Origin of the sequence: Pseudomonas sp. 21LCFQ02, assembly GCF_024129895.2 — a bacterium.
In the GTDB taxonomy this organism is placed as follows: Bacteria; Pseudomonadota; Gammaproteobacteria; order Pseudomonadales; family Pseudomonadaceae; genus Aquipseudomonas.
Map to the genome: position 1 here is coordinate 3,425,390 of NZ_CM178749.1, position 19,646 is coordinate 3,445,035.

A 19,646-nucleotide genomic window follows, 5' to 3' on the forward strand; every position below is an offset into this window, starting at 1 on the left:
TCACATGTGGCCGACTTCAGGCGGCAGTTCATAGAAGCTGGCATGCCGGTAGACCTTGTCTTGCGCCGGGTCGAACAACGGGTCTTTCTCGTCTGGCGAGGACGCGGTAATCAGCGCCGAAGGCACCACCCACAGGCTCACCCCTTCGTTGCGCCGGGTGTATAGCTCGCGGGCATTCTCGATCGCCATCGCGGCGTCGGCGGCATGCACGCTGCCAACATGTTTGTGATTGAGTCCATGCTTGCTGCGCACGAACACTTCGAACAGGGTCCATTCGGACATGGCGGTGTCTCCCGATCAGGCGGCGGTGTGCCTGGCGTGTTGTTTTTGCGCGTATGCCACGGCGGCTTCACGGACCCAGGCGCCGTTTTCAATGGCCTGGCGGCGTTTGGCGACCCGTTCCTGGTTGCACGGGCCGTTGCCCTTGAGCACTTCATAGAACTCCTGCCACTGGATTTCGCCGAAGTCATAGTGACCACGTTCGGCGTTCCACTTCAGGTCCGGGTCGGGGGCTGTGCAGCCGAGCAGTTGCAGTTGCGGCACGGTCTGGTCGACGAAGCGCTGGCGCAACTCGTCGTTGCTCTGGCGCTTGATTTTCCAGGCCATGGACTGGGCGCTGTTGGGCGAGTCGGCGTCGCTTGGGCCGAACATCATCAGCGCTGGCCACCACAGGCGGTTGATGGCGTCCTGGACCATGTCTTTCTGGGCCTGGGTGCCTTCTTTCATCATGGTCAGCAACAGTTGATAGCCCTGGCGCTGGTGGAAGCTTTCTTCCTTGCAGATGCGCACCATGGCCCGTGAGTAGGGACCGTAGGAGGTGCGTTGCAGGACGACCTGATTGACGATGGCAGCGCCGTCGACCAGCCAGCCCACTGCGCCCATGTCGGCCCAGCTCAAGGTGGGGTAGTTGAAAATGCTGGAGTACTTGGCCTGGCCGTTGTGCAGTTTGGCGATTTCTTCGTCGCGGTCGGCGCCGAGGGTTTCCATAGCGCTGTAGAGGTACAGGCCGTGGCCGGCTTCGTCCTGGATCTTGGCCATCAGTTGCAGCTTGCGCTTGAGGGTCGGGGCGCGGGTTAGCCAGTTGCCTTCGGGCAGCATGCCGACGATTTCCGAATGCGCGTGTTGGGATATTTGCCGGATCAGGGTCTGCCGGTAGGCATCGGGCATCCAGTTCTTTGGCTCGATCTTGATCTCGGCGTCGATCTTTTCCTGAAACGCCCGTTCCTCGGGCGACATGTCTTGCAGTGCCTTGATGCGCTTGACGCCGGTCTCGACCAGTTGTGCGTACATGCTGCGTCTCCCGCGTGTGGTGGGTGGGTGGTTTGGGCCCTTGAGACAGTTTTAAGTGATACACAAAAAAATATCAAACAGAAATTTATGTTTTGTGTTTTGGTTTCGTATCGCTTTATAGGGTTGGTATCAGGTTGCGTATGTTGTTTATGGGCTTTTATGCAGGTTTTTTGGGGTGATTTTCGAGTGCTTGGTTGGTGATAAGTGATACAGGAAAAATTTAATTGTCGTTTTTAAGGTTTTTCATGGATGGGCAGCATTGGCTGCGGCGGTGGTGGTTTTTAGTCACCTTTGCGCGTTTACAGCGGGTCACAGCCCGAAACAAACACAAGTGCGGCGCAGCCCCTTGCGTAAAGCGAAAGGTCTTCCCGGCTAAAGCCAGTCACAGATTAATGCCGATCAGTTAAGGTCCAGTCGGTCAATGTGGGAGGCATCTTTGCTGGCGACAGGGCCAGTAAAACCAGCACATCAGCTACTGGTTCGCCGCTGAAGTCGCCAGCAGACCGGGGCGTCGGCCGGCTCCTCCCGGATGATCGGCATTAGTTCGGCAGATTGCCCTGCGCATGAGGGCTCACGCGCTGGGCCGCTTGTCAAACACATGACAAGCCTTGCCCTCAGACCGCTTGAGGGTATGAAACGGCTGGATCAGCACCCGTGAACTGATCCCGATATGGGTCTTGATCCGGCGCCCCAGCTCGTCGGCGACCTGTTGCTGCTGCGGGGCCGCCAGCCCTTGCAGGTCATGCTTGAGCTCAACATGCACATCGACGCTGTCCAGGTTGCCGTTACGATGCAGATGCAGCTCATAGACCTGGGCCAACTGGCCGATCTTGAGAATCTGCTCTTCGATCTGCGTCGGAAACACATTTACCCCGCGAATGATCAACATATCGTCACTGCGCCCTGTGATCTTGTCGATGCGCCGCATTGGCCGCGCTGTGCCCGGCAGCAACCGGGTCAGGTCGCGGGTGCGGTAGCGGACCATCGGCAGCGCTTCCTTGGACAGTGAGGTGAACACCAGTTCGCCCATTTCGCCGTCGGGCAACACCGCACCGGTCGCCGGGTCGATGATTTCCGGGTAGAAATGATCTTCCCAGACCGTCGGGCCGTCCTTGGTTTCGGCGCACTCCATGGCCACGCCCGGCCCCATGATCTCCGACAGGCCGTAGATATCCAGGGCGGTGATGCCCAGACGCTGTTCCATGGCGCGACGCAGCTCGGCGGTCCACGGCTCGGCACCGAAAATCCCCAGGCGCAGTTTCAGTTGATGCGGGTCGATGCCCTGGCGTTCGAACTCATCGGCCAGGTTCAGCATGTAGGACGGCGTGACCATGATGATGTCGGGCTGGAAGTCCTGAATCAGTTGCACCTGCTTTTCGGTCTGCCCGCCCGACATCGGGATCACCGTGCAGCCCAGCCGCTCAGCGCCGTAGTGCGCGCCCAGTCCGCCGGTGAACAAACCGTACCCATAAGCGACATGCACTTTGTCGCCACGGCGGCCGCCTGCCGCACGAATCGAGCGGGCCACCACGTTGGCCCAAGTGTCGATATCGTTCTGGGTGTAGCCGACCACGGTCGGCTTGCCGGTGGTGCCACTGGAGGCATGCAGGCGCACCACCTCGCTCTGTGGCACGGCAAACATGCCGAAGGGGTAGTTGTCGCGCAGGTCGCTCTTGGCGGTAAACGGAAACTGGCTGAGGTCTTCCAGAGTACCCAGGTCATCAGGGTGCACGCCACGTTCGTCAAAGCGCTGGCGGTACAGCGGCACATTGTCGTAGGCGTGCTTGAGACTCCAGCGCAGGCGGTCGAGCTGGTGCTGGCGCAACTGGTCGATGCTGGCGGTCTCGAGCGGGTCGAGCAAGGCGCTAGCGGGGCTATTGGCGGCGATCATGTTCATGGTTCACTCGGTTATTTTTATGTTTGAGTGCTGATGAGGAGAAGACTCCTCGCCTGGGTGGCTAATGGTGTTTATCGGTATCAGAGTCTTTCGATGATCAGCGCGATGCCCTGGCCGACGCCGATGCACAGGGTGCACAGCGCGTAGCGGCCCTGGCGGTTTTCCAGTTCATACAAGGCCGTGGTGACCAGTCGTGCACCGCTCATGCCCAATGGATGCCCCAGGGCAATGGCGCCGCCGTTGGGGTTGACCCGCGGGTCGTCGTCGGCCAGCCCCAGTTCGCGCAGCACGGCCAGGCTCTGGGCGGCGAAGGCTTCGTTGAGTTCGATGATGTCCATGTCGGCCAGGCTCAGGCCGGTCAGTTCCAGCACCTTGCGGGTTGCAGGGACAGGGCCGATGCCCATTATCCGGGGTTCGACGCCTGCCGTGGCCATTCCTGCCACCCGCCCACGGGCCTTCAGGCCATGGCGGCGCGCCGCTGCCGGGCTGGCCAGCAACAGGGCGCAGGCGCCGTCGTTGACCCCTGAGGCATTGCCGGCGGTGATGCTGCCACCTTCGCGGAACGGGGTGCCGAGCCTGCTCAGTTGCTCCAGGCTGGTATCGGCGCGGGGATGCTCGTCCTGTTCAATGAGCCTGGCCGGGCCTTTGCGCTGGCTGATTGCAACTGGGGTGATTTCCTGTGTCAGGCGGCCATTGGCTTGCGCCGCAGCGGCCTTGTGCTGGCTGCGCAGGGCGAAGGCATCCTGGTCGGCGCGGGAAATATTGAACTGCGCTGCGACGTTCTCGGCAGTTTCCGGCATCGAATCGATATCGAACTGCGCCTTCAGCAGTGGGTTGACGAAGCGCCAGCCAATGGTGGTGTCGAACAGCTCGGCAGCGCGGCCGAAGGCTTGCTCGGACTTGCCCATTACAAAGGGGGCTCGGGACATTGACTCGACGCCGCCGGCAATCAGCAGACCGGCTTCACCGGCACGAATCGCCCGAGCTGCACTGCCCACCGCATCCAGGCCCGAGCCACACAGGCGGTTGAGGGTGGTGCCCGCTACGCTGACCGGCAGGCCGGCAAGCAGTGCCGACATGCGCGCGACATTGCGGTTGTCTTCACCGGCCTGATTGGCGCAGCCGTAGAACACGTCGTCGATCTGGCTGAAGTCCAGTTGTGGATGGCGCTGGATCAAGGCGCGAATCGGCACGGCGCCCAGGTCGTCGGCGCGCACGCTGGCCAGCGCCCCGGCGTAGCGGCCGATGGGGGTGCGGATGGCGTCGATGATCAGCGCTTGAGGGTTCTGGGTATCACTCATCAGAAGTCTCCAGGTCGAGCAGGGTGCCGCGCACCTTGTAGGATTTGCCATGAAACAGGGCAATCAGCTGCCCGTGCTGGTTTTCGATACGCACGTCGTAGTTGCCGGTGCGGCCGCTGCGGCTCTGTTCACTGGCGCTGGCGGTGAGCAGGTCGTCGAGCTGCGCAGGCGCCACATAGTCGATGCTGCAGCCAATCGCTACGGTGACCGCGTTGTAGGTATTGCAGGCAAAGGCGAAGGCCGAGTCGGCCAGGGCAAACAGATGACCGCCATGGCAGGTGCCGACGCCCTGCAGCATGTCGGCACGTACCCGCATGCTTAGTTGTGCGCTGCCAGGGCCGACACTCAGCAGGTGCATGCCCATGGCCTGGCTGGCGGCGTCGCGTTCGTACAAGGTGCTGGCGCAGCGCTGCGCCAGTTGTTGAGGGTCAAGTGTCATGCAGGTGCCTCCCTTCGGTGGCGCGGCGGCGCAACAACAATGACGGGCGATAGCGTGGCTCAGCGTAGGCGGCTTGCAGGTTGTCGAGGGTCGTCAGCAGCCGTTGCGGGCCGATGGCATCGGCCCAGGCCAGTGGTCCAAGCGGGTAGTTGACGCCGGCGCACATGGCCAGGTCGATGTCCGCTGCGCTGGCCACTCCGTGCAGCAGGGCATCGGCCGCCTCGTTGGCCAGCATCGCTACAGTACGCAGCACTGCCAGCGCCGGGGTGTCGCTGAGCAGGCTGACCTTGAACCCGGCACGCTGCAGCAGCGCCACGACCTGCTGGCAGGCCAGCACCGAGGTGTCGGCAGCGCAACTGATGGCGATGCGTGCGGCGCGGCGGTAATCCAGTGCCAGGTCGAACAGCACCAGATTGTCGATGCCTTGTGCCTGGGCGCGCTGGCTGGCCAGCCGTCCGTCACTGAGCGCCAGCGTGGCCGTCCCTACCCGGATCACTCCGCTGCCGGCGCGTTGGGTGATCTGCACGCCGGCCTGTTGCAGGCGCGCAATCAGCGGCGCGGCAATGCCCAGATCGCCCTCCACTGCGCAGCTGTCAATGTGCAGCGGGCTGCTGATTTCCTGCGGCTGGGGGCGCTCTGCCGTCTCGCTGTAGTCATAGAAGCCGCGACCGCTCTTGCGTCCCAGATGGCCGGCATCGACCAGCTCCCTCTGGACCAGTGAAGGCTGGAAGCGCATGTCGCCGTGGTAAGCGTCGAACACCGAGCAGGTCACCGCGTAATTGACATCATGGCCGATCAGGTCGGTCAGCTCGAAGGCGCCCATGCGAAAGCCACCGGCATCGCGCAGCAGCGCGTCGAGGGTGGCGCAGTCGGCGGCGCCTTCCTGGAGCAGGCGCAGGCTTTCGGCATAAAACGGGCGTGCTACCCGGTTGACGATAAAGCCGGGTGTCGAGCGGGTGTGCACAGGCTGTTTGCCCCAGGCGTCGGCGGTGTCATACAGGCGCGCTGCCAGTTGCGGGTCGCTGGCCAGGCCCGAGACAATTTCGACCAGCGCCATGAGCGGTACCGGATTGAAAAAGTGCATGCCGAGTATCCGCTGAGGATGCTTGAGGCCGGCCGCCAGCCGGGTGAGCGACAATGACGACGTGTTGCTGGCCAGGATGCAGTGGGCGCTGCAGATGCTTTCCAGTTGCTCGAACAGCTGGCGCTTGAGGTCGAGGTTTTCCACGATCGCTTCGATCACCAGCGCGGCGTCGGCCAGCGCTTGGAGGCTGTCTGCCGGTTGCAGGCGCGCGGCAATCACGCGGCGCTGCGAGGCATCCAGTTGGCCTTTGTCGACCAGCCGCGCCAGTTGCCGGTCAATCCCGCTGATGGCCTGGGCGGCGGCGCCCTGGCGGGTATCGAATAGCCAGACGCGATGACCGGCCTGCGCGGCCACTTGGGCAATCCCTGCGCCCATGGCGCCGGCGCCAATCACCGCGACGATGCTGCTGGTGTCCAGTGCGGTCATTGTTCAGCGTCCTTTGAAAGTCGCAGTGCGTTTGTTGATGAATGCCGATACGCCTTCGCGGTAATCCTCGCTGCGTCCGGCCAGGCGTTGCAGGTCGCGCTCCAGTTCCAGTTGCGCATCAAGGCTGTTGTGCGCACTGGCGTTGAGCGCGCGTTTGATCAGGGCCAGGCCGTAGGTGGGCTGGGTCGCCAGATGCCGGGCCAGCTTGAGGGCTTCGTCGCGCAGATCGGCATCGTCGTGTACCTGATAAATCAGCCCCCATTGCTCGGCCTGCTCGGCGCTCAGTTTGTTGCCAAGCAGGGCCAGTGCCTTGGCCCTGGCCATGCCCACCAGGCGCGGCAGGTGCCAGGTGCCACCGGAGTCGGGCACCAGGCCGATTTTGCAAAACGCCTGGATAAAGCTTGCCGAGCGGGCGGCCAGCACCAGGTCGCAAGCCAGCGGGATATTCGCCCCGGCACCGGCGGCCACGCCGTTGACCGCGCAGATCACCGGTAATGGCAGGTCGCGCAGACTGCGGATCAGCGGGTTATAGAATGTGTCGATGGACTCGCCCAGATCCGGCATCGCGCTGCCCGGTGCGACATTACGGTCAGACAGGTCCTGGCCGGCACAAAAGCCCCGGCCTTCACCGGTGAGCAGCAGCACCCGTGCTGTGCTGCTTTGGCGAACCTGTTTGAGTGCTTCGCGCACTTGCAGATGCATGGCGGCATTGAAGCTATTGAGTTGCTCGGGGCGGTTGAGGCTAAGGAAAGCAACGCCGTCCTCGATGGAAAACAGGATGTGCTCAAAGTCCATGGCTGGAGCTCTCTGTGCAGGACGAAGGATTACCGGCCGGTGAACGCCGGAGCGCGTTTTGCCTGAAAAGCCTGAATGCCTTCGTTGCGGTCGGCGGTGCCGGCCAGCAAGGTGAAGGCATGGCGTTCGAAGCGCAGGCCGCTGGCTAGGTCAAGGTCCTGGGCCTTGAGCACGGCCTCCCTGGCCAGGCGGACCGCCAGCGGCGCTTTGCTGGCGATGACGCGGGCGATCTCCAGGGCCCGGTCAACGGTGAACTCCGGCTGGGTGAGCTCGCTGACCAGCCCGGCGCGCCGGGCGTGACGGGCATCGATCGGCAGGCCGGTAAGCACCATCTGCATCGCCAGTGACTTGCCCACCGCGTGCAGCAGGCGTTGGGTGCCGCCGGCGCCGGGCATGATGCCAAGGTTGATTTCCGGTTGCCCGAAACGGGCATCTTCACCGGCGATGATCACGTCGGCATGCATCGCCAGTTCACAGCCAGCGCCGAGGCAGAAGCCGTTGACGGCGGCGATCAGCGGTTTGCTAAAGGCGCCGATGCGTTGCCAGTGTGCCTGGCGTGGGTCGTCAAGGATGCCGACCATGTCGCGCTCTGCCATTCCGTGGATATCGGCGCCAGCGGCAAACGCTTTGCGGCTGCCGGTGATGACCACCGCCCGGATGTCAGGGTCTGCCGCTGCCACCTCAAGCGCCTCGGCCAGGTCACCCAGCAGCGCGGTGTTCAGGGCGTTCAGCGCCTCGGGCCGGTGCAGGGTCAGCAGCCGCACACCGGTCATCGGCGTGGTCATGACAAGGGTCTTAGGCATGGGGCAGTCCTCCGGCAGCAAGGGCGGTGTGAGCACCGCTGATTATTGGAAAGGCGCGCTCTGTGAGGCGGGCTGAAATGAGTATAGGCATAACGCGATACGGAAAAACAGATTTGTGTATTGGTTTTTGTGTCTAGTATGTTTGTTTTTATCCGATGTTTTTTAGTAAAAGCATTGTTTATCAGGTGTTTATGTTGGTTTTTGCCTGGGTTTTTCAGGTCTTGATACGATACGTGTATCAATAATTTTCATTGATTTAAGGTTTGTTTTTATAGGAAGGTGGTGTGTCTGCAGCCCACCTGCCGGGCGTTCCCGGCCAGAGGATCCCCCATGACCTGCTACAGCCTTGATGGCCTGACTCCGGTGGTTCATCCCACCGCTTACGTGCATCCCTCTGCGGTATTGATTGGTGATGTGATCATTGGTCCTGGCTGCTATGTCGGGCCGCTGGCCAGCCTGCGCGGCGATTTCGGGCGCATCGTGCTGGAGGAGGGCGCCAACCTGCAGGACACCTGCGTCATGCATGGTTTCCCTGACAGCGACACGGTGGTGGGGCGCAACGGCCATATCGGCCACGGCGCCGTGCTGCACGGTTGCTGTATCGGCGCGGATGTTCTGGTGGGTATCAATGCCGTGGTGATGGATGCAGCCCAAATCGGTGCGCGGTCATTTGTTGCCGCCGCCAGCCTGGTCAAGGCGAATTTCAGTTGCGCCGAGCAATCGCTGGTGATGGGCTCTCCGGCCAGCGTCAAACGCCTGCTCAGTGATGACGAGGTCGCCTGGAAACAGGCCGGTACCCGTGAGTATCAGGCGCTTGCCCGGCGCTGCCAGCACAGTCTGGTGGCGTGTGAACCGTTGCTGGAGGCCGAGCCAGACCGGCCCCGTATCAGTGCCAGTGCCCATCGGCCCAAGGCTGCCGGTTGATGGGCAGACTCGCGGCGATCGGTGGCGGGCGGTATATTCGGCATCCTTTTCGTTGTCCGGTAAGCCCATGTCGTCCCTTGCCCCGCTGAATCACCTTATCCAGCGCTTCCAGGAGCGCACCCCGATCCGCGCCAGTTCGTTGATCATCACCCTGTACGGCGATGCCATCGAACCTCATGGCGGCACGGTCTGGCTGGGCAGCCTGATCCAGTTGCTGGAGCCGGTGGGGATCAATGAGCGGCTGATCCGCACCTCGATCTTTCGCCTGAGCAAAGAGGGCTGGCTGAGCGCCGAAAAAGTCGGGCGCCGCAGCTATTACAGCCTAACCGGCACCGGGCGGCGGCGCTTCGAGCAAGCCTTCAAACGGGTGTACAGCGCCAGCGTCCCGGCCTGGGACGGTGCCTGGTGCCTGGTGATGCTGTCGCAATTGAGCGCCGATAAACGCAAACAGGTGCGTGAAGAGCTGGAGTGGCAGGGCTTTGCCGCTATCTCTACGACGGTGCTGGCCAGCCCGCGCTGTGACAAGGCGGAGCTCAATGCCAGCCTGCAAGCGCTCGATGCATTGGACGACAGTATCGTGTTCGAGACCAAGGCGCAGGATGTGCTGGCGTCCAGAGCGCTGCGCATGCAGGTGCGCGAGAGCTGGAATATTGACGAACTGGGCCGCCATTACAGTGAGTTCATCCAGCTGTTCCGGCCGTTGTGGCAGGCGCTGCGCGAGCAAGACAACCTCAGCGGCGCAGACTGCTTCCTGGCCCGGACCCTGTTGGTCCATGAATACCGTCGCCTGCTGCTGCGCGACCCGCAGTTGCCCGACCAGTTGCTGCCCGGCGACTGGGAAGGCCGCGCGGCGCGTCAGTTGTGCCGCAATATCTACCGGCTGGTCTGCGGCAAGGCCGAAGAATGGCTGGCCGGTGTACTGGAAACCGCCGACGGCCCGTTGCCGGATGTGGGAGAAAATTTCTGGCAGCGCTTTGGCGGCTTGCGCTGAGCCAACGATATTGTTGAAACGCTCTGATTCGGTATTGGCTGCGCATCAACGCCTTGCAAACGAGTGGATTGTCTTTGCCAGCGCACGCTTTTTCTCGTAGCGTGCTGCTGTCGTCCTGCCTGTCGCCAGAGCGGCACCTTACATCGGGACTTCACGCCTTGACCGACCACCCAATCCAGAGCCTGCGCAACCGGCTGCAGAGCCTCGAAGACGAAAATGCCCGCCTGCGCCAGCAGATGGCGATCCTTGACCAGCAAGCCCAAAGCGCCCTGGCCCAGTCCCGAGAGCGCTATCGCTTTCTGTTCGACTCGATGGACGAGGGCTTTTGCATCATCGAGTTCTTCGACGGCCCGCACGGCCCGCTCAGCGACTACATCCACATTGAGGCCAACGCGGCCTACGCCTTTCACGCCGGGATCAGCAATGTGGTCGGCCAGAAAGTGCGCGAGATGGTCGGTGCCGAAGCCGATGGCTGGGTGCAGTTGTACGGTGAAGTGCTGCGCACCGGCGAGCCGATCCGCTTCGAGCGCGAACTGGTCGCCACCGGGCGCTACCTGGCATTGGCGGCGTTTCGTATCGAACCGGCCAGTTGCCGGCAGGTTGCCGTGCTATTTCAGGACATCACCGCCCGCAGACGTGCCGAGCTGGCCCTGCAGCAGTTGAACGAGACCCTGGAAAGCCGCGTGCGTGATGCGGTGGCCGAGCGCAATGTGCTGGCCGATGTGGTCAATGGCACTGACGCGCGCATCCATGTGATTGATCGGAACTATCGCTGGCTGGCAATCAACGCGGTGGCGGTCTGGGAGTTCGAGCGGCTGTACGGCGTCAAACCCCAGGTTGGCGAGAGTATTCTTGACGCGCTGCAGGGCCAGCCTGAGGAGCGCGAAAAGGTGCGCAAGCTCTGGGGTCGGGTGCTGGCGGGCGAGGAATTCATTGAGATCACCCACTTCGGTGAACCACACCGTCACTATGAAATTCGCTACAGCTCCTTGCGCGACGCTGACGGGCAACCGGTGGGCGCCTACCTGTTTGCCTATGACATCAGTGAGCGACTGCGCGAGCAGGAGCGTTTGAAGCAGGCCGAGGAAGCGCTGCGCCAGTCACAGAAAATGGAAGCGGTCGGTCAGTTGACCGGCGGCATCGCGCATGACTTCAACAACCTGCTGACCGGTATCAACGGCGCGCTGGAACTGTTGCGTACGCGCCTGACCCAGGGGCGCTATAACGATATTGATCGCTATGCGGCCACTGCTCAGGACGCCGCTCGCCGTGCGGCCTCGCTGACTCACCGTTTACTGGCTTTTTCCAGGCGCCAGACGCTGGACCCCAAAGCGGTGGACGTCAATCGTCTGGTCAGCAGCATGGAAGAGCTGGTGCGGCGTTCGGTCGGGCCGCACATTGCCGTGGAAGTGGTGACCGCCATCGGTCTGTGGTCGACGTTCATTGATGCACCGCAGCTGGAAAATGCCTTGCTCAATCTGTGTCTCAACGCCCGGGATGCGATGCCGAACGGCGGCCGGATTACCATTGAGACGGCCAATAAGTGGATCGATGAGCGCGAATCGAGGGTTCGTGACCTGTCGCCTGGGCAGTACTTGTCGTTATGTGTGACCGACACCGGGACCGGCATGACTCCAGAGATCATCTCGCGGGCCTTCGACCCGTTTTTCACCACCAAGCCGCTGGGGCAGGGCACCGGGCTGGGGCTGTCGATGGTCTATGGCTTTGTCCGCCAGTCGGGCGGCCAGGTGCGGATTTATTCCGAGCCCGGTCAGGGCACGACCATGTGCCTGTACTTGCCGCGTCACTATCAGGATGAGGTGGCGGATGAGCCTGACGAGCAGGCCGGTGAGGTCGCTCAGGCACCGTCGCTGCGCACGGTGATGATCGTTGACGATGAACCGACCATTCGCATGCTGGTCAGCGAAGTGCTCGAAGACCGCGGCTACGCGGTGATCGAGGCGCCGGAAGGCGCCAGCGCATTGCGGTTACTGGAAAGTGATATCCGGGTCGATCTGCTGGTGACCGATGTCGGCTTGCCGGGCGGCATGAATGGCCGGCAGTTGGCCGATGCGGCACGCTCGCTGCGCCCGCAGCTGAGCGTGCTGTTCATCACCGGTTATGCGGAAAACGCCATTATCGGCAATGGCCACCTCGACCCCGGCATGTGGATCATGACCAAACCCTTCACCATGGAGGCCTTCGCGGCGCGTATTTTCGACATGCTGGAGCGCGAGGGTTAAGTCTCGGTAGCGTTCCCGATGGAAAGTAAGCTTTACATCTGGCAGTCTCTGAGGCAGGGTGTAAAGCGTGCTTTACATTGACGAGGTTTTTTCATGAGTCCCTACTTGCGCGAGTTTGGCCTGGCCATGGGCTGCTATATGCTGGTTTTGCTGATTTCTCTGCTGATGTTGACCGTCGATGGCTTGGGCGCTGCGACCCGCATCGCCATCAGCGTCGCACCGGTATTGCCTTGCCTGCTGGTGTGTTGGGCAGTGGTCCGGCAACTGCGGCGGATGGATGAACTGCAACTGCGCATTCAGTTCGAGGCACTGGGTTTTGCTTTTGCGGCCAGCGCATTACTGACCTTCAGCTACGGTTTTCTGGAAAACGTCGGCCTGCCAAAGCTGTCACTGTTTGTGGTCTGGCCACTGATGGCGGCGATGTGGATGCTGGGCCTGTTGATCGCTTCGCGGCGCTACCGGTGAACAATCGGCTCAAGGTGCTGCGCGCCGAGCGGCGCTGGTCTCAGGAGGATCTGGCCAGCCGCCTGGGCGTATCGCGGCAGACCGTCAACGCCATCGAGAATGGCCGCTACGACCCCAGCCTGCCCCTGGCGTTCCAGATATCGCGGGTATTTGGCCTGCCCATCGAGGCGATTTTCCAGGATCAGGACGCTGTGCCGACCAACTGAGCTAACCCGCCTGCCCAGGGCGGCTGGCCGGCTGGGTGGCCTGGGTCCGTGGTGTGGGGGTGCGCAGCAGCGCCTGGAGGGCTTCGCTGTAGGCCTGACGGCCCAGGCGCATGCTGTTGTTGTGGCTGCCGCCGGGCACCAGCAAGAGTTTTTTCGGCTCTACGGCGGCGGCATAGAGTTGCTCACTGAAGCGCGGCGGCACGTAGCGGTCGTCCGTGCCGTGGACGATCAGCACCGGCATGTGGATGTCAGCGATCTTGTCTTGCGAGTCGAACTTTTGCGACAGCAGCCAGCGCACCGGCAGTGAGGTATAGCTGCTGGCGATGGCGGTAGCGACGTCGGCAAGGTTGGTGAAGGTCGACTCGATGACCAGTGCCCGAGCTTGTGGCAGATCTTCCTGGCCCAGTTCTGCGGCCAGGTCCACGGCCACCGCGCCACCGAGCGAGTGGCCGTAGATCAGGCGGCGGTCAGGGTCCGGTTGCAGCAGTTTGAGCCGCTGCCAGGCAATGCGTGCGTCTTCATATACGCTTTTTTCCGATGGCAGCTCGCCTTTGCTCTGGCCGAAGCCGCGGTAGTCGATGGCCAATACCGAGAAGCCCAAGGCACGCAATTGCTCGATACGGAACAACTGACCGGTCAGGTTCCAGCGCGAGCCATGCAGGTAAAGCACGGCCGGGGCATCCTTGCGCGGCGCGGGCCACCACCAGGCGTGAATGTTCTGTGCCGGACCGAAGTCAGGGGCCTTGAGCTCCAGTTCCTGAATCCCGGCTGGCAGGCCGCCGTACCAACTGGCGGTGCCCGGTTCGATACGAAACACCAGTTCGCGCTCTTTGCGTTCGAGCAGGGTGCAACCTACGGGCAGGCCGATGATGAGCAGGATCATCAACACCCAGGTCAGGCGACGAAATCCGCGACGGGCAGGCAGGTCTGAAGGCATGTTGAATCCAGTAACCGAAATGACATAGATGCCGTTTATAGGGTGGCATTGCACGATAGTGCAGGAAAGATCGGTTACAGAATATTGCTCATTGTCCGGTACGCCCCGCTGCCCGGCAATCAATGGGCGGTGCAGGTGGCACCTCCCGGTCTTGTTATCGACCGGTTAGCCGACAGACAGATGCACGCAGGTGACCAGAGGGTGCTGTACTGACAGGTGCGCAGGCAGAGCGAAAGTGGCCCGCACGCGGGTTTTGCTGATTGCCACCCGACGGGTTTGTGAAAGGCCTGGCACGCTCACGCTGGCCGGTTGAGCGTTCGGCGCATGCTGCGCGGGCAGTGATTTCGAGCAGCCATAAAGCTGCTCAGTGATAAGGCACAATGCAACTGCGCACCCGACCGTTGGCACAATGCGCTATGGTGCAGCTTCTTCAGCTTCTTCAAGAGGTTATTGCCCATGCTGCTTTACCGTGCTCTGGAAGAGAAAGACGTCGCCGCCGTCTGCGCCTTGCCACAGAATGCCGACGAACTGTTCTACATGTTCCCCCGGGCGAGCTGGCCGCTGACTGCGGCGCAGTTGCATGAATCGCTTGAGCAGCGTTCAGACCCGACGGTGATCGAGAACAACGGTGAAGTGGTGGGCTACGCCAACTTTGTGCGCTGTGATTTTCGCGGTCGCTGCACGTTGGGCAATGTCATCATCGCTGCCCGCGCACGCAGTAAAGGCGTGGGCCGTTATCTGATCGGCTGCATGGCTGAAATTGCCTTCGATAAACACGAGGCCAAGGAAATGACCGCTTCGTGCTTCAACCACAACGTCACCGGCCTGCTGTTTTACTCCCGGCTGGGGCTGCGCCCCTTTGCAATTGAAGAGCGCCGCGACAAGCAGGGCGCTTCGGTGGCGTTGATTCATTTAAGGTTGTTGCGGCCGGAGTGATGAGACAGCGTTGGATGGCGGTCTTAAAGGCCGCCTGCCTGATCGTTTTTAACAACTCAGGTTCATTGTTTAACAAGGTATATTCGAACCGTTGTTCAATAAAATCGGTGAAACGATTTTTCAATGACCCATTGTCGGATAAGTAGCATAATGCTGGCTCGTTAGTCGGATGTTGATTGCTCCACTTTCGGGCGGCGCGTATAAGGGCTGAAGATCGCCGCTGGTTTGGCGGTAATCCTTAAGATCAGAATATTTTCTGATTATAACTTTTGATTGGACAATAAGCGTAAGTGTGCAGGGTTAAACCTGTTGTGCTTGCAAATAAGGAGATGGCTAATGATCGCTTGTGGACTGTCTACTCTTGAGCTGAGAAGTATCGTGGAAGGCGCTTTTCTGCCTTTGAACTGCACCTGCACCATTGCGCAGGATCAGTCGATGACCGTACAGATCACTGAACCCAGTACCGGCCAGGTCAATCTGTTCGTCACCGGCATTTCCCTGGGCCGGTTGAATACCAGTCGTGAGATCAGCAACCTGGTGGCTGAGTTGCGCGACGAATTGCACACTGTCGCTCAGCCCCAGCTCTATTCGCGCATGGCCTGAGTAACCGTTACCGCTGTGCTGCGGTCGACGCCTGTGTGCGTCGACCGTCAGGTTTACGGCGTCGGTTCTCTGCGCCGCGCTTGCAGGGTGATAAGTAAATACTACTTATCGGCCTTTTTTCGAGGCCTGGTCCTGAACAGCGCCCAACGGACCCGATCTTACGTTTTGCTCCAGCCAGTAATCACTGGATCCTGGCTGATTCAATCTTGCAACCGCTGCGGTTTATTTGACTCTTTTTGGGTTGTTTGAAATTATTCGCCCTGCTCGCCATTTAACTGGCGGCTGCTTGCTTCTCTCCCTCTCGGTGTTTTTATTGCCCTGCATTCAACAGGTCGGCGGTAGCGTGGTCGGCGTATTTGTTTGAATCGGGTTTCATATCGGAAAATCCGCAACTATCTCCCGGTCCGGTCAGGCCGTTGTGGCGGGATGGCGTCTGTCTTTAATTTCTCCACCGACCTGTATGCAGACAACTTGTAACAGGTCAGACAAGGAAGCCATTATGTTCGAAGATCATTTAGACACTGAGTGTGCCTGCGTCGTGGGCGGCGCCGGGTTGGCGGGCATGGGCTTTTTATTCAATGCGTTGAAGACCGGGGTGCTGCCACAGTTGTGTCGCGACGGTCTGATTGTCGTCGACGCCAGTGACCGCCCCGGTGTCGGCAGCCTGGGGCAGTACCGGATTACCGCCAATTCGGTCGGCGATGTTTTTATTGATTGCCTGCGCGATCCCCGTCTGGCGAGCATTTTCGAGCCACTGGAATACTCGCCGGCCTATTGGCGGATCCGCCGTCAGGCTGACAGCGCGCCGCCGTTGGCTGAGGTCGGCGAACTGATGGCCGAGGCCCACCGGCTGGTGCTTGAGCATATCGTCAAGCACTTCGGGGTCAGGATATGGCACAGCACCGCTATTACCGCCGTCACCTGGCAGCCTGGCGAGGTCCACCTGCTGGTTGAAACCGCCGGTTTTGAACGGCGTATCCGCTGCCGTGCACTGGTGCTCAATCTGGGCGGGCGGCAAACGCCGCAGCATCTGTATGCGGGCCTGGCTGCGCATGGCTTGAGCCTGCCTGCGGCAGCCGACGTGCTGGGGTCAGATGTGCTGTTGCGCATGAACGCGGTGCAGATTCGTGAGCGGTTGGTGCCGGTGCTGGCTGCCGGGCGACGGATCAGTGTGATCGGCGGTTCGCACAGTGCGTTTTCGGTTCTGGAAAACCTTGCCGATGCGCTGGAGTTTGCCGGTCTGCAGGAACTGACCCTGATTCACCGCAACCCTGTGCGGTTGTTCTATGAATGCGCCGAACAGGCCCGCGCGCAAGGTTATGACTTCGATGCGCAACGTGATGTCTGCCCGGTCTCGGGGCGTATCAATCGCTCCGGCGGGTTACGTTATCGGGCCCAGCAAATCGGTCGTGAAGTGCTGCACAACGGCCGGGTCGGCAAAACCGGGGTGACCGTCCGGCGTGCCCAGTTGCAAGGTGGTGCACCGGCAGATCTGGAGCTGGCGGCTCAGGCACTGGGCGAGTCTGGTGCGGTGATCCAGTGCACCGGTTATCAGCCGGTATTGCCGCAGCTGTATCATGCCGACGACACCTCGATTCAATTGCGTCAGGCCAATGGCGGGCTGGATGCCAATGCCCAAGGCTGTCCACAGGATCAGGACGGACGACGGCTGGACGGCATCTATCTGTTCGGCATCGGTGCCGGTCTGGCGCCAGACCCGCAACTGGGCAGCGAGCAGGCGTTTGAAGGGCGTATCTACGGTGTCTGGCAATTCCACAACACCGCCAGCAGCGCCGTGCTCGAAGCGGTGCTGGCACGTGTGCAGCGCCTGGCCCGCAAGCCGGAGCCGGCACGACCGTCGTTGGTGCAGACCCTCGATGAGCGCATGCACCTGCTATTACCGGGGCTGTCCGGGAAAGTCTGAGAGGCTGCTGGCTGTTTCAGGTGCGGACCTGATCGGGTTGTGCAGGCTTTTTCCAGCGATTGGCTACTATTAGGCTTTCAGTTTTCTACCGAGGAGGCCTGTTCATGCCAGTCAAACACGATTTATTCGCGGACCTGAATCTGGATAAAGAAGCGGTGCTGGCACGTGGCAAGGCCGATGAGCGCTTACAGCAGCTCCTCGACGACTACCGGCATGCCGACCTGCAGGTCGTGGATGCCGAGAAGGGCATCGCCGGCGGGATTGGCGATGACCAACTGAAAAAACTCAAGGAGCATCGACTGCTGATCAAGGACCGGATCGTCCAGCGCCTTGAACTGCATGGCTGAGAGCCGGCGGCCCTGCTTGGCGAGCAAGCAGGGCCGCGAGGCTGTTCAGAGTGCCGCGCCGCGCCCCGGTGAGGCGGGAAGCTGGCGCGCCCATTGCCGCTCGCCGGGCGGCAGGTTTTGGCCAATCGCGGCGCCCAGAGCGATTGCGACACCGGCCAGGGCCAGGGGTTGCTGGTGCATCAAGTCAGTCAGCCCCGATTGCAAGCGCTGCCCCTGCTGACGCAGATTCAGGTCACCCAACTGGCTGGCCTTGTCTTTGAGGGTCGAAGCGCCGGCCTGGAGTTGGTCTTTCAAGCTGTCCACACCGTTACCCACCGCGCTGGCTGGCGAACGGTCTGCGGTACTGCGCTGGCCGAGCATCAGCCAGGCGATACTGACCGACAGCAACACGGCGGGCAGGGGATTTTGCTTGATGTTCTGACCCAGATTGCCGGCAAGTTCGCCGCCGTTTTCCCGGGCGTAGGCGAGGGTCTGGTCAATCCACTGGCCGGGTGACATTTTCTTTTCCAGCGCTTCGACAATCTGATCGATGCTGGAGCGTTGTTCATCGACTTCGCGCTGGAGCTGCTCAGGGCTGCCGGTGCTGTTGTTTGTGCTCATGATGCTTTCCTCTGGATAACATCTTTGTCTTTGTTAAACGCCTCGACCGTGCGCTCCGGGGTCAGGCTGGTCAGTTTGAGCTGACGGTTGCCGGCCTTGAGCATCATCATGCCGCCGGCCATTGCCGCGATCCCGACCAGTAGCGCTGCCAGCCAGGACGCGAGCCACCAGGCCAGGACCTGGACCACGCCCAGCAGCAGGATCACCAGGCCTGCGAGCATCAGCATGATGCCGCCGGCAATTTCCCTACCGCCGGCCTGGGCCGTGTTTAACGATTCACGGAACTCAGCCTTGGCCAGTGCGATTTCCTTGCTTATCAGTACCGGCACTTCATGCACCAACTGGCCGACCAGGCCAAGGATCGAGGTGTCGTTGTCAGGGCCGGGTGCTTGTGGGGTGTCAGTCATCGTCATGCTCCTTGCGGGCCTTCGCCGCCATCGCGAAGCTGGCCGTTCGGCTCAAGCGGATCATGGGGGAACAGTGTGTTGTCGGTCGCACCGGTTGGCAGCGGGTCGAAGGGCGGCTGCTGCTCCGGGCTCTGGTCCTTGAGGACTCGCGACAGGCCGAAGCCCAGCGCCAAGCTGCCAAGCAGGAACAGCGCCGGGTTATCACGGGCCATGCTGCCAGCCTGTTGCAGTGCTTCATCGGCATTTTGATGACGCAGGTTATCGGCCAACTGACTGATGCCTTGCGCCAGTTCTTCGACATAGTGCGCCAGGCTTTGGGTGTGGCTGTCGGTGCCTGGAGAGTTGCGCAAACTGTCGTCTTGCAGGGTATCGAGAGGGTCGTGCAGGGGCGAATCAGATGTGCGAGCAGCACCGCCCGCCAAGTTTTCGTAGGGAGTTGCCATGGTCATTCACCGTTGAGTTGACGGATAAAATGCCCGGCTCACTGCTCACTTCGGGGCAGGCATGTGTGATGGACTGACGCTGCTCATGGCATGTTCCAGCTGGATGACCAGTGGGCATTTACGGGTTTTTGACGAAAACGGCCTGCGCTCGGCCATGCTGCGTTAAACACCGGCCACAAACGAAAACGGCACCGCCAAGGGTGTCCCAGGGGCGCCGTGCACAGCTTCTTGCGTCGTTAAAAAGCCGTTCGAATCGAGGGTGGCAGCAATAATTATTGGGAGTTCTGGTTCGGCGCCAGTTCTGCCTGGATGCGCTTGTAGATTTCTTCGCGATGCACGGAGACATTCTTGGGGGCGTTGATGCCCAGGCGCACTTGCAGCCCTTGAACACCAAGAATGGTGACGGTGATGTCGTCACCGATGTTTATGCTTTCGCCTACTTTGCGGGTCAGTATCAACATAATCTTTTCCTTGATGGCCTCTTTTGACGCCTCTCTCAAGAGGCTGGCATGTGCCTTTGCGTGGTGATTGTTGCCGAGTGCATCCAAATGCGTCCATCAATATGACGTTGCAGCGGTGAATTTA

At 61.2% G+C, this 19,646-nt stretch carries 22 protein-coding genes; 9 read left to right on the top strand and 13 right to left on the bottom strand.

Going from position 1 to position 19,646, the window contains the following annotated elements; all coding sequences use genetic code 11:
* From paaB to paaF, 8 genes are all read right to left on the bottom strand, one after another.
* Positions 1-282 carry a 1,2-phenylacetyl-CoA epoxidase subunit PaaB gene (paaB, locus tag NJC40_RS15405; RefSeq protein ID WP_024764426.1) on the bottom strand — a complete coding sequence of 94 codons (282 nt, stop codon included), beginning with the start codon at positions 280-282 and terminating at the stop codon, positions 1-3.
* Between the two features lie 15 nt (positions 283-297).
* Positions 298-1,290: a 1,2-phenylacetyl-CoA epoxidase subunit PaaA gene (paaA, locus tag NJC40_RS15410; RefSeq protein ID WP_045489661.1), complete on the bottom strand. Its 993-nt coding sequence runs from the start codon at positions 1,288-1,290 to the stop codon at positions 298-300.
* 571 nt (positions 1,291-1,861) lie between these two features.
* Positions 1,862-3,187, bottom strand: coding sequence for a phenylacetate--CoA ligase PaaK (gene paaK / locus NJC40_RS15415; RefSeq protein WP_045489664.1), 1,326 nt, complete (start codon positions 3,185-3,187; stop codon positions 1,862-1,864).
* Positions 3,188-3,267: 80 nt separating this feature from the next.
* Positions 3,268-4,488, bottom strand: coding sequence for a 3-oxoadipyl-CoA thiolase (gene pcaF, locus NJC40_RS15420; RefSeq protein ID WP_253140153.1), 1,221 nt, complete (start codon positions 4,486-4,488; stop codon positions 3,268-3,270).
* A complete protein-coding gene (gene paaI / locus NJC40_RS15425; RefSeq protein WP_253117327.1) occupies positions 4,481-4,927 on the bottom strand; it encodes a hydroxyphenylacetyl-CoA thioesterase PaaI in 447 nt (148 codons plus the stop codon). The genes pcaF and paaI overlap by 8 nt, the downstream gene beginning before the upstream one ends.
* Positions 4,917-6,437, bottom strand: coding sequence for a 3-hydroxyacyl-CoA dehydrogenase PaaH (gene paaH, locus NJC40_RS15430; protein WP_253140154.1), 1,521 nt, complete (start codon positions 6,435-6,437; stop codon positions 4,917-4,919). Before paaH ends, paaI begins: the two co-directional genes overlap by 11 nt.
* 3 nt (positions 6,438-6,440) lie before the next feature.
* A complete protein-coding gene (paaG, locus tag NJC40_RS15435) occupies positions 6,441-7,232 on the bottom strand; it encodes a 2-(1,2-epoxy-1,2-dihydrophenyl)acetyl-CoA isomerase PaaG (RefSeq protein WP_045489674.1) in 792 nt (263 codons plus the stop codon).
* Between the two features lie 29 nt (positions 7,233-7,261).
* Positions 7,262-8,035, bottom strand: a complete 774-nt coding sequence (paaF, locus tag NJC40_RS15440) for a 2,3-dehydroadipyl-CoA hydratase PaaF (protein WP_253140155.1) — start codon at positions 8,033-8,035, stop codon at positions 7,262-7,264.
* Positions 8,036-8,365: 330 nt separating this feature from the next.
* Between paaF and paaY the strand changes: the two genes are divergently transcribed.
* The 5 genes from paaY (at position 8,366) to NJC40_RS15465 (ending at position 12,864) form a co-directional block, all read left to right on the top strand.
* Positions 8,366-8,959: a phenylacetic acid degradation protein PaaY gene (gene paaY, locus NJC40_RS15445; RefSeq protein WP_253140156.1), complete on the top strand. Its 594-nt coding sequence runs from the start codon at positions 8,366-8,368 to the stop codon at positions 8,957-8,959.
* Positions 8,960-9,026: 67 nt separating this feature from the next.
* Positions 9,027-9,950 (top strand): phenylacetic acid degradation operon negative regulatory protein PaaX, encoded by a 924-nt coding sequence (gene paaX, locus NJC40_RS15450; protein ID WP_253140157.1) that lies wholly within the window; start codon positions 9,027-9,029, stop codon positions 9,948-9,950.
* 311 nt (positions 9,951-10,261) lie between these two features.
* Complete coding sequence (locus NJC40_RS15455) at positions 10,262-12,193, top strand: PAS domain-containing protein (protein WP_492180568.1); 1,932 nt, start codon at positions 10,262-10,264, stop codon at positions 12,191-12,193.
* A gap of 93 nt (positions 12,194-12,286) precedes the next feature.
* Positions 12,287-12,658: a hypothetical protein gene (locus NJC40_RS15460; RefSeq protein ID WP_045489685.1), complete on the top strand. Its 372-nt coding sequence runs from the start codon at positions 12,287-12,289 to the stop codon at positions 12,656-12,658.
* Entirely contained in the window at positions 12,655-12,864 is a 210-nt protein-coding gene (locus tag NJC40_RS15465) for a helix-turn-helix transcriptional regulator (RefSeq protein ID WP_045489688.1), read from the top strand. The genes NJC40_RS15460 and NJC40_RS15465 overlap by 4 nt, the downstream gene beginning before the upstream one ends.
* Position 12,865: 1 nt before the next feature.
* Here the strand turns inward: NJC40_RS15465 and NJC40_RS15470 are convergent, their stop codons facing one another.
* Positions 12,866-13,801: an alpha/beta hydrolase gene (locus NJC40_RS15470; RefSeq protein ID WP_253140159.1), complete on the bottom strand. Its 936-nt coding sequence runs from the start codon at positions 13,799-13,801 to the stop codon at positions 12,866-12,868.
* A 456-nt stretch (positions 13,802-14,257) separates the two neighbouring features.
* Between NJC40_RS15470 and NJC40_RS15475 the strand changes: the two genes are divergently transcribed.
* From NJC40_RS15475 to NJC40_RS15490, 4 genes are all read left to right on the top strand, one after another.
* Entirely contained in the window at positions 14,258-14,737 is a 480-nt protein-coding gene (locus tag NJC40_RS15475; protein WP_045489693.1) for a GNAT family N-acetyltransferase, read from the top strand.
* 336 nt (positions 14,738-15,073) lie between these two features.
* A complete protein-coding gene (locus NJC40_RS15480; RefSeq protein ID WP_253140160.1) occupies positions 15,074-15,340 on the top strand; it encodes a DUF1652 domain-containing protein in 267 nt (88 codons plus the stop codon).
* Between the two features lie 499 nt (positions 15,341-15,839).
* Positions 15,840-17,264 carry an NAD(P)/FAD-dependent oxidoreductase gene (locus NJC40_RS15485; protein ID WP_253140161.1) on the top strand — a complete coding sequence of 475 codons (1,425 nt, stop codon included), beginning with the start codon at positions 15,840-15,842 and terminating at the stop codon, positions 17,262-17,264.
* A gap of 104 nt (positions 17,265-17,368) precedes the next feature.
* Positions 17,369-17,611 (top strand): DUF465 domain-containing protein, encoded by a 243-nt coding sequence (locus NJC40_RS15490; protein ID WP_045489700.1) that lies wholly within the window; start codon positions 17,369-17,371, stop codon positions 17,609-17,611.
* A gap of 45 nt (positions 17,612-17,656) precedes the next feature.
* On the opposite strand, the gene NJC40_RS15495 is transcribed toward NJC40_RS15490, so the two are convergent.
* From NJC40_RS15495 to csrA, 4 genes are all read right to left on the bottom strand, one after another.
* Positions 17,657-18,211 carry a DUF3618 domain-containing protein gene (locus NJC40_RS15495; RefSeq protein WP_253140162.1) on the bottom strand — a complete coding sequence of 185 codons (555 nt, stop codon included), beginning with the start codon at positions 18,209-18,211 and terminating at the stop codon, positions 17,657-17,659.
* On the bottom strand, positions 18,208-18,618 hold the full coding sequence (locus NJC40_RS15500) for a phage holin family protein (RefSeq protein ID WP_253140163.1): 411 nt from the start codon (positions 18,616-18,618) through the stop codon (positions 18,208-18,210). The genes NJC40_RS15495 and NJC40_RS15500 overlap by 4 nt, the downstream gene beginning before the upstream one ends.
* A gap of 2 nt (positions 18,619-18,620) precedes the next feature.
* Complete coding sequence (locus NJC40_RS15505) at positions 18,621-19,061, bottom strand: hypothetical protein (RefSeq protein WP_253140164.1); 441 nt, start codon at positions 19,059-19,061, stop codon at positions 18,621-18,623.
* Between the two features lie 272 nt (positions 19,062-19,333).
* Complete coding sequence (gene csrA, locus NJC40_RS15510; protein ID WP_045489705.1) at positions 19,334-19,522, bottom strand: carbon storage regulator CsrA; 189 nt, start codon at positions 19,520-19,522, stop codon at positions 19,334-19,336.
* Between the last annotated feature and the right edge of the window lie 124 nt (positions 19,523-19,646).